The sequence below is a fragment of the Acinetobacter sp. UBA5984 genome (assembly GCF_002429925.1).
Classification (GTDB): Bacteria; Pseudomonadota; Gammaproteobacteria; order Pseudomonadales; family Moraxellaceae; genus Acinetobacter; species Acinetobacter variabilis.
The window spans coordinates 1-14,293 of sequence record NZ_DJBE01000032.1 but is presented as its reverse complement, the minus strand read 5'-3'; the positions used below and the strand labels follow the sequence as shown (position 1 = coordinate 14,293).

Below are 14,293 nucleotides of genomic sequence, written 5' to 3'. Positions count from 1 at the left end.
TTGACCCAGAGAATCGTTAAACTAGGCGCAATTTTTTGATTTCGCTGTGCTAAATCACTGTTTAGTCACAGCCTTATGTTTGAGATTTTTTAGAAAATGAAAGAATCGTTACGTTTACGATTAGACCAACTCTCTGACCGTCATGAAGAATTGACTGCGTTATTGGCAGATGTGGAAGTGATTTCGGACAACAAGCGTTTTCGCCAGTTATCACGTGAGCATAATGATTTAACCGAGATTACCAGCGTTTGGACCAAGTACAAACAGGCTGAAGAAGATATTGAAACTGCGCAAGCCATGCTGTCTGATCCTGACTTTAAGGAAATGGCGCAGGAAGAGATCAAGGAAAATAAAGCTCTGATCGAACAGCTTGAAGCTGAACTAAATATCCTGATGATTCCAAAAGATCCGAATGATGCCAACTCTGCTTATTTGGAAATCCGTGCCGGAACTGGTGGTGATGAAGCGGCAATCTTCTCAGGTGATTTATTCCGTATGTATAGCAAGTATGCGGAATCTCAAGGCTGGCGTATTGAAATCCTGTCTGAAAATGAAGGTGAGCACGGTGGCTATAAAGAAGTCATCTGCCTGGTGAATGGTGAAGGCGTTTATGGTCGCCTGAAATTTGAAAGTGGGGCGCATCGTGTACAACGTGTACCTGCGACAGAATCGCAAGGTCGTGTACATACCTCAGCGTGTACGGTAGCGATTCTTCCAGAAGTGGATGTAGATACATCAGTCGACATTAATCCGGCTGACTTGCGTATCGACACTTACCGCGCATCAGGTGCCGGTGGTCAGCACATTAACAAAACTGACTCTGCGGTGCGTATTACGCACATTCCAACCGGTACGGTGGTGGAATGTCAGGATGAACGTTCACAGCATAAAAACAAAGCCAAAGCGATGGCCTTGTTGGTTTCACGTCTGGAAAATGCCAAACGTGCAGCAGCAGATGCAGCGACTTCTGAAATGCGCCGTGACCTAGTCGGTTCGGGTGACCGTTCAGAACGTATTCGTACCTATAACTATCCACAAGGCCGTATGACTGATCACCGTATTAACCTGACTTTATATAAGCTGGATGCTGTGATGGAAGGTGATCTGACTGAGCTATTAGACAGTCTGCATCGTGAATATCAGGCTGATCAGCTGGCCATGCTTGCACAGCAGAATGGTGGCTAATGAACATTCAAGAAGCACTGGCTTTACGTGGTGAACCTGAAAGTTATGAACGTCAGGAAAATGCCTGGTTGTTGGAACACATTACCAAGATTGATTCTTTTGATCTGGTAGTGAAAAAAGACCAGCAGTTAACGCCTGAACAGGAACAGGCCTATGTCGAAAGTCTGGCGAGGATTGCTGCCGGTGAGCCATTGGCTTATGTCACAGGCTCACAACCGTTCTGGACACTGGATCTTAAAGTCACTAAAGATACGCTAGTACCACGCCCGGATACCGAAGTGCTGGTCGAAACAGTCCTGAAATTAGACTTGCCGGAAGATGCGCGAATTGTTGACTTGGGGACTGGTACAGGTGCCATTGCCTTGTCACTGGCGTCTGAGCGCCCGAACTGGTCTGTAACAGCTTCGGATATTTATGAACCCACACTGGAAGTTGCCAAATATAATGCAGAACAGCATGATTTGGATCAGGTGCAATTTATCCTTGGTTCATGGCTTAAACCATTTGGTCGGCAGTTCTTTGATGCGATTGTATCTAATCCACCGTATATTGATGCAGACGATGAGCATATGCCAGATCTGGCAACTGAGCCGGAACGTGCGCTGGTTTCAGACAAAAATGGTCTGGCTGATATTGAGATGATTATTCAGCAAGCCAAAAAACATCTGACCGTGAATGGCTGGGTTGTGCTTGAGCACGGCTATGATCAGGGCGATGCGGTTCGTCATCTGTTTACTCAAGCTGGTTATAAACAGGTCCGTACAGTGAAAGACTATGGCGGCAATGATCGGGTAACTTTAGGTCAGTGGCCGCATTAATTTTTAAAGCTTGATTTAATAAAAAAGCGGCCTAGATAGGTCGCTTTTCTAATGCTTTTATTAAATAAATTATGACTTTTTAATCACATCCCGCCAACGCAGTAAGCGATTTTCAAACAACTTCATAATGCTATCGGTGATTTTGCCTAGGACTGCTAACAGGATAATCGCAATAATCACAATATCCGGACGTGAAGTTTCACGACCATCACTGAGCAGATAGCCAATCCCTTGAGTGGCAGCAATCAATTCAGCCGCAATCATAAACATCCACGACAAACTCAGACTATTCCTTAAGCCAGTCAATATTCCTGGTGAGGCAGCAGGCAATACAATCTGCTGAACCTGTTGCCAGTATTTCAGGCGATAGACTTTTGCGACTTCAATCAGTTTACGATCCACACCCTGAATTGCAGCCACAGTATTGGTATAGGTCGGGAAGAAGCCACCAATTGCGATCAAGGTGATTTTTGAAGATTCATCAATCCCTAACCAAAGCAGGAGTAAAGGAATCCAGGCTAGACTTGGAATAGATTTAATCGCAGAAAACGTTGGTTCCAGAAAATCTTCTGCATGTCTATTTAGCCCAACCAGGATCGCAAAGATCAGTCCCAATCCACTACCAATCCCAAAGCCAAGAAAAACTCGCCAGCTACTGGTCCAAATGTGTTGCCATAAATCGCCCTCAGCCAGTTCAGTAAAGGACTGAAACAGACTACTCGGTGCAGGCAATAAATAAGGTTCGATCACGCCATTACGGACCAGTATTTCTACCAATACAATAAAAATAACAGGCAGGGTTAGGGCTTTGATCAGCGAAATGCTGCGTGGTAGCACAGTGGATTTTGGCTGTTCTTCCACGCTAAACTGGTCCGAGATGCTTTTCGGTATAGCCATTACTTAGTTACAACCTTTTTTGCATAGCGGGCATCAAATAATTGAGTCACGACCTGATTGACATTGGTTCCTTTACGAACCAGTTCTTCTTCCGTCAGGATACGACCGGCTTTTTGTAATGCACCCGTATGTTTGGTGGTTGGAATATTCTGATCTAGATTGGTACGGCTGAGTTGAAGCTTAGCAACTTCAATCGGAAGCTTGGCTTCACGTGCCAATAGTTCAGCCAGTTTGTCGGGATTGGCTTTCGCCCATTTACGTGCCTGTTCATAAGCTTTAATTACCGCTTCAATCGCTTCCGGACTGGATTTGGCAAACTGGTCTTTTACGCTGAGTACGCTATAAGAATTAAAACTGACATTGCGATACAGCAATTTGGCACCTGACTGCGCCTGCGCAGATGCCATTAAAGGATCAAGGCCTGCCCAAGCATCGACCTGTTTACGCTCCAACGCAGTCTTACCATCCGGATGCTGTAAATGAACGAGCTCTACATCGCGCTTGCCCAAACCAATCGTATCTAAGGCTTGTAGGGTAAATAAGAAAGGATCTGTACCTTTAGTGGCAGCAATCTTTTTACCTTTCAGATCTTTCAGTGATTTGATATTCGAATCTTTATTGACGACCAGTGCTGTCCATTCAGGCTGGCTCTGGATATAAACTGTTTTAATCGGGCTACCATTGGCGCGGCTAAGCACTGCCGCTAAACCTGCAGTAGAAGCAAAATCTGTGCTACCACTATTTAGATATTCGAGTGAGCGGTTACTGCCTTGGCTAAATACCCATTTAATCTTGGTTTTTGGTAAAGCTTTTTCTAGCAGTTTCTGTTCTTTGACCACCAGACTGGTTGGTGCATAATAGGCATAGTCCAATTTTAATTCAGATGGAATCGCTGCGTTAGCCAAGCCAGTAAAAAGAGAAATAGAAAGACCGAGTAAGGTCAGACTCGAAGTTTTTAATGTTTTTTTCATGAAAATCTCAATTTTGAATTAAATTTTTGACATTCATAGCGGTAAATAGATAAGTACACAAAAAAGAAAAAAAGATAATCAAATTAAAAAATAAAATAATTAATGGCTTTAAATTTAGGTATTTGTTTTTAATTAAATTTTTTTAATAAAAAATAGAAGGGTTTTGCTTAGATAAAATTTTAAAAATAATATGGCATAAATTGATAAGCTGTTTTTTTTAATTATTCGTCCTTGCAGTATGAGATTTTATAAATAACGAGTGCCATAAAAAAGCGATGCATCCGCATCGCTTTTTGAGTCACTATTTTATAAATCTGGATAGCTTACATTGGGTAGTCTTGCAGACAGTCATAAACTTCGACTTGATCTAGGCTACCAGTTTCCATTGCCAGGCAAAGAGCCACGACTTTGGCGGTATCAGCAAGATATTGTTCATCTTTCAGTGCAATACCTTGTTGTAATGCAACGATGCGCTCAGCCGGAATTTCAAGCGATTTCGCAGCTTCAGTGGCAACAATCTGGTTAAAGAAGTGCACAATAGCATCTTTGAGGGCAGAATCAGACGCATTCAAGATGCCTTGATTCAATTGCTCTGCATTAAGATCGGTCGAAGAAACTAAAGCCTGGGCGAATTTTTGAACAAGATTTTGTCCAAGAACATCAGTCATCTTTAACATGGAAATACCTTCAACAAGGAAAGGGGGAAAGGGAGTACAGCCAAAAGTGAAACACTAAAGATTGATTGAAAAATAAACTATATTAATAGGAAATGCAAAGCATTGTGGATGACCGTTCAGTCCTCTATTTTTGGGCTGTAAGCCTTGAAAAATATAACTGTTGAAAAAATATGGATTTAAATTTATACGCTGAATTTTAATCGTTTTTAAGTCTTATTGAATATAAATTATCTAGTAATATTTTGTCTATAGGCACCTGGACTAACCCCTGTCCATTTTTTAAAGGCGCGATGAAAAGCACTGACTTCCTGGAAGTTAAGCTGATCACTGATGTCTTGCAAACTTTGATCCGTACGGGTTAACAGTTCAATAGCTGTATCACGACGAATTTCATTTTTAAGCTGTTGATAAGTTACACCTTCATTTTTAAGACGCCGTTGCATGGTGGCTTCAGACATATTCATTTTCAAAGCAAGCTCATTTAGTTCCAGCCATTCAACCGGAGGTACTTTTAAAAGCTGTTTGCGGATCTGTGTACTTAGCGCATAAGGATTTTTAAAGCGAACTAGCAGGTTATGCGGAGTCTGCTGAATAAACTGATACCAGGAGGTCTGATCCTGTTTTACCGGGAGCTGCAAATAGGCTGCATTAAACTGGATATAGTTTTCACTGGCCTTATATTCAATCTGTTCACAAAAACGGACTTTATAATCAAAATCATCGAGTGGCGCGGCACATTTCAGTTGAATCTGATTGAGTAAAATCCGCTGTCCGCTTAACCAGCATAGCAGGGTATGAATCAGCATTAGATAGGTTGCATAACTAAACATGCGCTTGGTCTGTTTCTGGTCATAGATCACGATATAGGCAAAGTTTTCCTCGACCATCAGTGTGCTGTGCAGATCATCCAGAATCAGATTAAAAAATTGCAGGATTTGCTGCAGAGCTTTTTCCAGCGTAACTGCCTGTAACAGCATTTTAGATAGTAATTTGAAACTGCCACGGCGCATTGGATGGCTGTCCATGCCAAAAAATTCGTCATTCATATTATCGGCAAGTGCAGTCCATAGCGCGGCATATTGCGCTACTGACACCCGTGCTTTAGCAGAGTACAGAATCTCTAAGGGAATGGCAGCCTTAGTTAGAATCGCGGCAATATCATAATGCTGTGCTTTGGCATTCAGCAGTGCTTCATGAACCAGATCAATTGAAATGGTTCCCTTACTATATTCCAAGGCTGGTAAGTGCATAGCCAGTCAGATATCCCTTCTTTATTGTCCAAATCCATCAGTGAAGATGCAACATTTGGAAATTGTACAGAATAAAATCTCTGTTTACTCTGCCTATTAAGTCGTAGCTTGTCATAAAAATAGGAACAGGACATTAACATGAAAATTCAGGGAAAAGTGATTGTGGTAACTGGTGGTGCATCAGGTCTGGGTGCAGCCACAGCGACTCATCTGGTAGAACAGGGTGCAAAAGTGATTCTGGTCGATATGAACCAGGAACAGGGCAATGCTTTACAACAGCAACTGGGTGAGCAGGCTGAATTTGTTCAACTGGATGTAACGGATGAGCAGGCGGTTGAAGCTTTCTTTAATCATGTTGAAAACAAGTATGGCCAACTCAATGGCTTGGTGAACTGTGCTGGTATTGCACCTTCTGCCAAGGTACTGGGCCGTAATGGAATTCATGAACTAGCAATGTTCCAGAAAGTGTTGAATATCAATGTAAGTGGCACATTCAATATGCTGCGTTTTGCGGCGGCTTTAATCGCGAAGTATGAGCTGCAAACCGATGAAGAAGAGCGTGGCATGATTGTGAATACGGCTTCAGTTGCAGCCTTTGATGGTCAGATTGGTCAGACAGCTTATTCTGCGTCTAAAGGTGCGGTCGTTGCGATGACGCTGCCACTAGCACGTGAGCTGGCGCGTGAAGCGATTCGTGTCATGACCATTGCCCCCGGCATTATGGAAACCCCAATGCTGAAAGGCATGCCGCAAAATGTACAGGATGCTCTGGGACAGATGGTTCCATTTCCGCCGCGTCTCGCCAAACCTCAGGAATTTGCCCAGTTAGTGGGTCATATCTTCGAAAATAGCTATTTAAATGGTGAAGTGATTCGTCTGGATGGTGCCATCCGTATGGCTCCAAAATAAGTTGGAGCCAACGAAGCAAAATGCAAAAGTCAGAGTGGATATGTTTATTCACTCTATATGGAAAATTAAAAGATAAGTAAGGGATATACGCAGTGCTTTTAAATGACGAACAGAAAATGATTCAGGGAATGATGCGAAACTATTCGCAGCAAAAACTGAAACCCACCGCTGGTTTAAGGGATAAAACGGCACAATTTCCAGCACAGGAATTGAAAGAACTCGGTGAACTCGGTGCACTTGGCATGACCGTGTCTGAACAATGGGGTGGAGCAGGTCTGGACTATGTGTCGTTGGTACTGGCCCTTGAGGAAATCGCGGCTGGAGATGGAGCCATCTCGACCATTGTCAGTGTGCAGAATTCATTACCTTGTGGGATTACCCAGCGTTATGGTACCGAGGAACAAAAGCAGAAATATCTGACTAAACTGGCGACCGGTGAATGGTTGGGGTGTTTCTGCCTGACGGAGCCTCAAGCCGGTTCTGATGCCAGCGCACTGGAATGTAAGGCAGAACGTGATGGTGATGAATGGGTATTAAATGGCACCAAGCAGTTTATCACCACCGGTAAGCATGCCCAGATTGCACTGGTATTTGCAGTGACAGATAAATCTGCAGGCAAAAAAGGAATCTCATGTTTCTTGGTAGCTACCGATAGTCCAGGATATATCGTCTCGAATCTGGAAGAAAAAATGGGGCAGCATTGTTCCGATACCGCGACCATTATTTTTGATCAATGCCGGATTCCGGCTGAGAACCTGTTAGGTCAAGAAGGTGAAGGCTACAAGATTGCCTTGTCTAATCTGGAATCTGGCCGGATCGGGATTGCAGCACAATCTGTAGGTATGGCACGAGCTGCACTGGATGCTGCCGTGGAATATGCCAATGAACGTAAATCCTTTGGCGTCGAACTGGTACAGCATCAGGCAGTGGCGTTCCGTCTCGCAGATATGGCCACCCAGATTGAGGCTGCAAGACAACTGGTCTTACATGCAGCAACGCTTAAAGATGCAGGATTACCATGCTTAAAAGAAGCGTCCATGGCTAAACTGTTTGCTTCGACGATTGCAGAGCGAGTCTGCTCGGATGCGATTCAGATTCATGGCGGTTATGGTTATGTCTCAGATTTCCCGGTCGAACGTATTTACCGTGATGTCAGAGTGAGCCAGATTTATGAAGGTGCATCTGATATTCAGCGTCTGGTCATTGCCCGGGAAGTGAGCAAAGTTTAAAAGTCATGAAATAGCCGACTGTTCAAATCTTGCAGCTCATTTGAGGGATATGGGAATTGTGATGGTCTATAAAACATGGTCAATTATTGATTAAGCGAAAAGTGACTCAGCAGAGTGACACCTAACATGTCCTAGCAATAGGGCATGTTATATAAAACCGGCATTGCAATGGAATTCGCAGGCGGTAGACAGAACAACAAATACAACGGACACAGACATAAAGTCTGTTTATAAACGGAATAGAGGTTGTCGTGATGAAGACACTAGAACAAGCGTATCGTGAATTTAATTTTGACACTATGGTTCAACAACATCTGGCAGGAGTGCCAGATGCACTCAACGCCTATACAGAATGCTGTGGACGTTTTCTAGGACAAAACCGGATCGCGTTAATCTGGGAAGGTAAAAATGGCAAGACCCAATATTGGACTTTTGAACAATTGGCTAAGGCTTCAGGACAACTGGCTCATTATATGACCTCACTGGGTTTAGAAGCAGGTGACTGTATTGCTGGTTTGCTCCCACGAACTCCAGAATTATTAATTACCATTCTTGCTACCTGGCGTATTGGTGCGATTTATCAGCCTTTATTTACCGCTTTTGAAAGCAAGGCAATCGAGCATCGTATTAATACCGCACATACCCGACTGATTATTACCAATCAGGAACAGCGTGCAAAACTAGATGATCTCGATATTCCACATATTTTAACCGTACATCAAACGCCTGAAAGTACCAATCAGGATGCTGATTTCTGGACAGAGCTCAAGAAATGCCCAACTGAATTTGAGCCGGTTCAAGGTTGTTTTAGTGACATTTTCCTGATGATGTTTACTTCAGGTACAACGGGACTGGCAAAATCAGTGCCTGTTCCGCTTAAAGCTTTACTGGCATTTAAAGGCTATATGCTGCACGCCGTAGATTTACGTGACGAAGATACTTTCTGGAATCTGGCAGATCCGGGTTGGGCTTATGGTCTGTATTATGGGATTGCAGGTCCATTAAGTTTGGGGCATAGCATCATTATGGATGAACGTGCCTTTAGCGTAGACAATGCTGTTGAAGTCATTAAAAAATATCAAGTAAATAACCTGACCGGTTCTCCAACCGCATTCCGGATGTTCTATGGCTTTAAGGAAAAATTTGATGCTGAGATTAGCTCGTGTTTACGTGTGGTCAGTAGTGCAGGTGAGCCATTAACGCCTGAAGTCATTCAATGGTTTAATCATGAAATGGACGTCAATATCTACGACCAGTATGGACAGACGGAACTGGGAATGGTGATTGCCAATCATCATGCGCTGGAGCATCACAAGAAAATCGGTTCCGCTGGTTTTGCCATTCCAGGACATCGTTTTGCAGTTTTAAATAAAGAGCATGAGGAAGTCGAAAAAGGCGGCATTGGGACCTTGGCTATGGACTGCTCAGCCTCACCTTTGATGTGGTTCGAAGGCTATGGCGGCAATAATCGTAAAGCCTTTGTGGGGCAGTACTATTTAACGGGTGATACCGTAAAACTGAATGAACATGGTGGAATAGATTTCATTGGTCGTGCGGATGATGTCATTACGACTTCGGGTTATCGAGTTGGACCTTTTGATGTAGAGAGTACCTTGCTGGAGTGTGAAGAGGTGCTGGAGTCCGCTGTGGTTGGAAAGCCAGATCCGGAACGTACCGAAATTGTGAAAGCCTTTGTAGTGCTTAAAGCACAATATGCCGCTAGTGAAGAACTGATGCTGAAATTGCAAAACTATGTGCGTTCCCGTTTATCTAAACATGCCTATCCGAAAGAGATCGAGTTTGTAAGTGATTTGCCTAAAACCTCTAGCGGTAAAATTCAGCGTAATCTGCTTAAACAGCAGGAAATTGTCAAGATTCAGGGTATTAAACAGGTCAGTTAATATATTCATTTAAATATAGTGAAAAGGTCGCAATTGTGGCTTTTTTATACGATTAATTTATTTATGTTCGAATTTATCAGAGAGAATAATTGTCATTACAATGTAATACTATTCATCTTTTAAATAAAATAAATCAAAAATTTAGCCTCTTATTAAGAGGCTAAATTGAAAGTGGAATTCTTATTTACTTATAGATCAACTTTTTTGTGCTCAGCATCCGGTTCCCCAGCTTCGCCAGTTACGCCACCTTTTAGTGCCTTAAATAGCTGAGTTACTTTATTATCGGTAACATTCCAGTATTCTGCACTTTCAGCTTCAGCAATCAGTACACGTACGCTAGGATCATCTTTACCTTCAAACCAGTTTTCTGCCCATGGATTCCATAATTTTTCAATCAAAATACGGTCAGTACTGATCTGTGCATTTGCGCTGATCGATACATAAATACCATCAGAAGGTTTAGCGAAAGACAGGCCAATCTGAGTGCGACCAGTAGTGGCAGCTTTCACCAGATCATTGGTATCACGCATGATGAAATACAAGTTTTGATCTTCATTCATTTGCTCAGAATTGAGCATGGTCATCGGCTGAGAATGAATTTCCTGACTTTCGGTTACATGGCTGATCATGGTGTAACGCACATCTTTGATTAGTTCCCATAATTTTTCACGATTATTATGCTGATTTTGTTCGTTCATCTATATGCTCCATACTATTTATTGAAAGCGAGGATAATTGCTATTCCTTAAGCAGCTTAATCATATTTGATAATGGATACAGAGGGTCTCACTGAACTGATACATTTTCCTACTGAATTGCAGGCAGCAGCTACAGAAGTGCTAAACAAGCGGAAGACAGTTACAGGGTGATAAAGGAATAGAAGAACGAGATTAGCCAGAAGATGTAATACGTGAATAAATTAAGTGGCATATAGATCAAGTTAAGTGCATTCATAATATGACCATTACATATTTATCAGGACATTATCAGCTTGATACGGAGCATTTAACTGATATGCTATTTGGCGCTAGTATTGCCAAGCCATTTATTGATTTGCTGTTTATGCGCAGAGAAGTTAATTTGCTTGAGATTTATCAACATATTGAAATTTCGGTAAATGCACTTTTTGTGGCACATGCTTCTTAAAAATCTTCGAAACAAGGAACGACGTTGTCTATATCGACTATGGATGCCATATCCCCAGAGTTTGAACTCACCGATGCTGAATTGCATTTATATAGCCGCCAGATTCTCTTAGACGGTTGGGATATTGAAGCCCAGGAAAAATTGAAATTTTCCAATGTCTGTATCGTGGGATGTGGCGGGATTGGTTGTGCCTTGGCAGAACTTCTGGCTAGAGCAGGTGTAGGCAAAATTACTCTGATTGATCCTGATACCATCGAGATGAGTAATCTGCAACGACAACTGGCATTTACGCCAAATGATTTAGGCTTTTATAAGGCAGAAATACTCGCAAAAAGGCTGGCTCAGATTAATCCGAATATTCAGATTGAATATATTAATCAAGCTTTAATGACTGAAAATGCAGAAAGTATTATTGAACATCAAGATCTGGTGCTGGATGGATGTGATCAGTTCGAGACACGTTATCTGGTCAATCAGAGCTGTGTAAAACTGAATATACCTTTAATCAGTGCTTCTGCGATTGGTTTGCAAGGACAACTGTTCATGATGGATGGGGATTCAGCTTGCTATGCCTGCCTGTTTCCACCTGAACATCAGGCTGATACCAGTTTGCGTTGCGCAGACTCAGGTGTCTTGGCGACTACGCCAAATGTGATGGCGAGTTTGCAAGCTCATCATGCTTTGCTTTATTTAGGCCTAGGTAAAATGCCACTTAGACAGAAACTTCTACTTTGGGATGGTCTGAGTTTTAAACAGCGCATTTTAAGTTTCGAAAAAGATACAGATTGCCCGGTCTGTCAGGCAAGATAGGCCTGCAAAATTTAATTTTTTTGCTACACTGCATGTAATTAATTTTTCCTAAGACATTATGAAAAAAAATATCTGGTTAGATGGAATACGTTCGGTTGCCCGTATGGGTGAAACCGCGGTAGTTGCGGCGAAGGCCGGCATTAAATATGCCACTGAAAAGCCAAGTAATGCCAAACTCATGCGTGAAACATTTGAGTCTTTAGGCTCAACCTATATCAAGCTCGGTCAGTTTATTGCCAGTACGCCGTCGCTGTTTCCACGTGAATATGTGGAAGAGTTTCAGGGTTGTCTGGATCAAACACCGACCTTGCCATTCAGCTATATTCAGGAAGTATTGGCATCAGAGTTTTCTGGTCGCAATCTGGATGAAATCTTTGCCTCAATTGAAGAAGCACCACTGGCTTCTGCTTCCATTGCACAGGTACATGCGGCTAAGCTGGTTTCTGGTGAAGATGTAGTTATTAAAGTACAAAAGCCGGGTGTGGAAACAATTCTATATACCGATTTAAATGTATTGCATTGGGCGACCAAACTGCTGGAAAAAGCAGTGCCGAAAGTAAAATTTGCCTCATTGGCCGATATTGTCGAAGAAATCAAAACCCGAATGGTGCGTGAAGTCGATTTCATCGAGGAAGCACAAAATCTGGATGATTTCGTCAATTATCTGAATATCACCAATAATAAAGCAGCAACTGCTCCTAAGGTTTATCATCAATATTCAACACGTCGTGTACTGACCATGCAACGTTTATATGGCGTGCCACTGACTGATTTTGAAGTTGTGAAAAAGGTCGCTAAAGACCCATCACAGGTTCTCATCACTGCAATGAACACCTGGTTTGGCAGTCTAATGATGTGTAACAGTTTCCATGCTGATTTACACGCGGGTAATCTGATGCTGCTTGAAGATGGTCGTGTGGGCTTTATTGATTTTGGTATTGTCGGCCAGCTTAAACCAGAAGTCTGGACAGCGTGTATGGCCTTTATGGATGCCTTGCAGCATACCAATTATACCCTGATGGCAGAAAACATGCTGAAAATGGGTATGACTGCAGTTGAGATTGATACCAAAGTGCTTGCGGCTGATCTTGAACGTTTATTTAGTGGTGTGATGTTAGCTGATCCTCAGGAATTGCTGACTTCAAGCCCAGCCGATCTTAACGATATCATGATGGATATGGTAGCAGTCGGTGAACGTCATGGCATTCGCTTCCCACGTGACTTTGCTTTATTGTTCAAGCAAATGCTGTATTTTGACCGTTTTATGCGAATTCTGGCGCCGTATACAGACATCTATGCAGATCAGCGTTTGCAGATGGTCCAGACCATGGACCCAAATTTACTGTTAAAGCATTAATTTAATCCCTCCCGACCTCCCTTTAATAAAGGGAGGCTTTCATTACAAAATAATTAGAAGTGATGAAAGTCCCTCTTTATTAAGAGGGATTTAGGGAGATTATTGGTAAATATTAAATTCCGAGTTTTAAAATGGACGCAATTATTATTGAAGGCTTAAAGGTCGATACAGTAGTCGGCTGCTTTACTTGGGAGCGTCAAATCATTCAGCCTTTAATGCTGGATCTCACTATTCGTACCAAATTAGAACAAGCGGCACAGTCAGATGAACTGGAAGATACTTTGAATTATGCCGAAATCTGTGAGATTTCAGCGCGGGTGATTCAGGTCGCCCAGCCAAAATTGATCGAACATGCAGCAAAACTGGTACTAGACGCGCTTTTTGCTACCTTTGAAAGTGTAGAATCGATTATGATTACGATCCGTAAGCCTGCCATTATCGCGCAAGCTAATTCTGTAGGGATACGTCTTGAACGCCACCGCAACGATATTCGCCCTAGCACTGGCGAGTAATTGTCATCCACAGCAACATTTTCAGGCTGCCCAGCAGCGGATCAGCGAGTTGGGGAAAGTTTGGTTTTCTCCAATTTACCTCATTCCATGTCGGGATAGTATCGGGGCAGATTACTGGAATGCGGCCTGTCTCCTATACAGTGAAGTTCCTGTTCAAGATATGACAGATTTATTAAAGCAAATGGAAACGGATTCGGGGCGGGTTCGGCCATCTCATCAGATTAGCCTGGATGTCGACCTGATTGCATGGGGAAATGATTTAAGTCAGATGGAATTTAATCCCAAAAAATTACCGCTTGCACTAGACGTAAAAATCCCGATGCATGACATCTGGTCTCATTCTGCATTTGAATATGATCGCCGTCTTCAATATCCACAAGTTAAAATTTAATCTGTATCTGAAATTAATCTAATGAATTTTTCAGTTTTATGTAAGTAGGGGATCTGTATTTGCCAAAAAACTGTTATTTACTTTTTCTTTTTATAAAAAATAACTAACAACACAATAATTGCGAATAGAATGCCAAGAATAATACCTGTTTCCATAAATTACCTCTAAATAATCATTTTTACTGCTAATTTTAAAAAAATAAAGAACAATAAATATATTAGGACTTACGCATTGACGGAT

The 14,293-nt window shown here is 42.3% G+C and carries 15 protein-coding genes; 10 read left to right on the top strand and 5 right to left on the bottom strand.

The annotated features are described in order from the left end of the window. Window positions 1-96 precede the first annotated feature (96 nt). Complete coding sequence (prfA, locus tag B3J29_RS04800; protein ID WP_034704545.1) at window positions 97-1,185, top strand: peptide chain release factor 1; 1,089 nt, start codon at window positions 97-99, stop codon at window positions 1,183-1,185. Continuing rightward, the gene (gene prmC / locus B3J29_RS04795) at window positions 1,185-2,003 is read left to right on the top strand and encodes a peptide chain release factor N(5)-glutamine methyltransferase (protein WP_034704543.1); all 819 of its coding nucleotides are present in this window, start codon (window positions 1,185-1,187) and stop codon (window positions 2,001-2,003) included. The genes prfA and prmC overlap by 1 nt, the downstream gene beginning before the upstream one ends. A 69-nt stretch (window positions 2,004-2,072) precedes the next feature. Here the strand turns inward: prmC and B3J29_RS04790 are convergent, their stop codons facing one another. The 4 genes from B3J29_RS04790 to B3J29_RS04775 all read right to left on the bottom strand — a co-directional run bounded on the left by B3J29_RS04790 (window position 2,073) and on the right by B3J29_RS04775 (window position 5,798). Then, window positions 2,073-2,900 (bottom strand): ABC transporter permease, encoded by an 828-nt coding sequence (locus B3J29_RS04790; protein ID WP_034704541.1) that lies wholly within the window; start codon window positions 2,898-2,900, stop codon window positions 2,073-2,075. Continuing rightward, window positions 2,900-3,871, bottom strand: coding sequence for an aliphatic sulfonate ABC transporter substrate-binding protein (locus B3J29_RS04785; RefSeq protein ID WP_034704539.1), 972 nt, complete (start codon window positions 3,869-3,871; stop codon window positions 2,900-2,902). Before B3J29_RS04785 ends, B3J29_RS04790 begins: the two co-directional genes overlap by 1 nt. A gap of 323 nt (window positions 3,872-4,194) precedes the next feature. Then, window positions 4,195-4,548 (bottom strand): hypothetical protein, encoded by a 354-nt coding sequence (locus B3J29_RS04780; protein ID WP_034704537.1) that lies wholly within the window; start codon window positions 4,546-4,548, stop codon window positions 4,195-4,197. 227 nt (window positions 4,549-4,775) lie between these two features. Further along, window positions 4,776-5,798, bottom strand: a complete 1,023-nt coding sequence (locus tag B3J29_RS04775) for an AraC family transcriptional regulator (protein ID WP_034704535.1) — start codon at window positions 5,796-5,798, stop codon at window positions 4,776-4,778. Window positions 5,799-5,936: 138 nt separating this feature from the next. Between B3J29_RS04775 and B3J29_RS04770 the strand changes: the two genes are divergently transcribed. The 3 genes from B3J29_RS04770 to B3J29_RS04760 all read left to right on the top strand — a co-directional run bounded on the left by B3J29_RS04770 (window position 5,937) and on the right by B3J29_RS04760 (window position 9,837). Beyond that, window positions 5,937-6,707: a 3-hydroxyacyl-CoA dehydrogenase gene (locus tag B3J29_RS04770; protein WP_034704533.1), complete on the top strand. Its 771-nt coding sequence runs from the start codon at window positions 5,937-5,939 to the stop codon at window positions 6,705-6,707. A 92-nt stretch (window positions 6,708-6,799) separates the two neighbouring features. Next, window positions 6,800-7,936 carry an acyl-CoA dehydrogenase family protein gene (locus tag B3J29_RS04765; protein ID WP_034704531.1) on the top strand — a complete coding sequence of 379 codons (1,137 nt, stop codon included), beginning with the start codon at window positions 6,800-6,802 and terminating at the stop codon, window positions 7,934-7,936. A gap of 254 nt (window positions 7,937-8,190) precedes the next feature. Further along, a complete protein-coding gene (locus B3J29_RS04760; RefSeq protein ID WP_034704529.1) occupies window positions 8,191-9,837 on the top strand; it encodes an AMP-binding protein in 1,647 nt (548 codons plus the stop codon). A gap of 188 nt (window positions 9,838-10,025) precedes the next feature. Here the strand turns inward: B3J29_RS04760 and B3J29_RS04755 are convergent, their stop codons facing one another. Beyond that, window positions 10,026-10,535, bottom strand: coding sequence for a pyridoxamine 5'-phosphate oxidase family protein (locus B3J29_RS04755; RefSeq protein ID WP_034704527.1), 510 nt, complete (start codon window positions 10,533-10,535; stop codon window positions 10,026-10,028). Window positions 10,536-10,794: 259 nt separating this feature from the next. On the opposite strand from B3J29_RS04755, the gene B3J29_RS04750 reads away from it, so the two are divergent. The 5 genes from B3J29_RS04750 (at window position 10,795) to B3J29_RS04730 (ending at window position 14,053) form a co-directional block, all read left to right on the top strand. Continuing rightward, a complete protein-coding gene (locus tag B3J29_RS04750; protein WP_005235980.1) occupies window positions 10,795-10,983 on the top strand; it encodes a hypothetical protein in 189 nt (62 codons plus the stop codon). A 39-nt stretch (window positions 10,984-11,022) separates the two neighbouring features. Beyond that, complete coding sequence (locus B3J29_RS04745) at window positions 11,023-11,793, top strand: HesA/MoeB/ThiF family protein (protein WP_034580997.1); 771 nt, start codon at window positions 11,023-11,025, stop codon at window positions 11,791-11,793. Between the two features lie 58 nt (window positions 11,794-11,851). Further along, a complete protein-coding gene (locus B3J29_RS04740) occupies window positions 11,852-13,150 on the top strand; it encodes an ABC1 kinase family protein (protein ID WP_005235976.1) in 1,299 nt (432 codons plus the stop codon). 131 nt (window positions 13,151-13,281) lie between these two features. Further along, window positions 13,282-13,662, top strand: a complete 381-nt coding sequence (gene folB / locus B3J29_RS04735; protein WP_005235974.1) for a dihydroneopterin aldolase — start codon at window positions 13,282-13,284, stop codon at window positions 13,660-13,662. Then, window positions 13,619-14,053 carry a 2-amino-4-hydroxy-6-hydroxymethyldihydropteridine diphosphokinase gene (locus B3J29_RS04730; RefSeq protein ID WP_005235972.1) on the top strand — a complete coding sequence of 145 codons (435 nt, stop codon included), beginning with the start codon at window positions 13,619-13,621 and terminating at the stop codon, window positions 14,051-14,053. Before folB ends, B3J29_RS04730 begins: the two co-directional genes overlap by 44 nt. Window positions 14,054-14,293 lie beyond the last annotated feature (240 nt).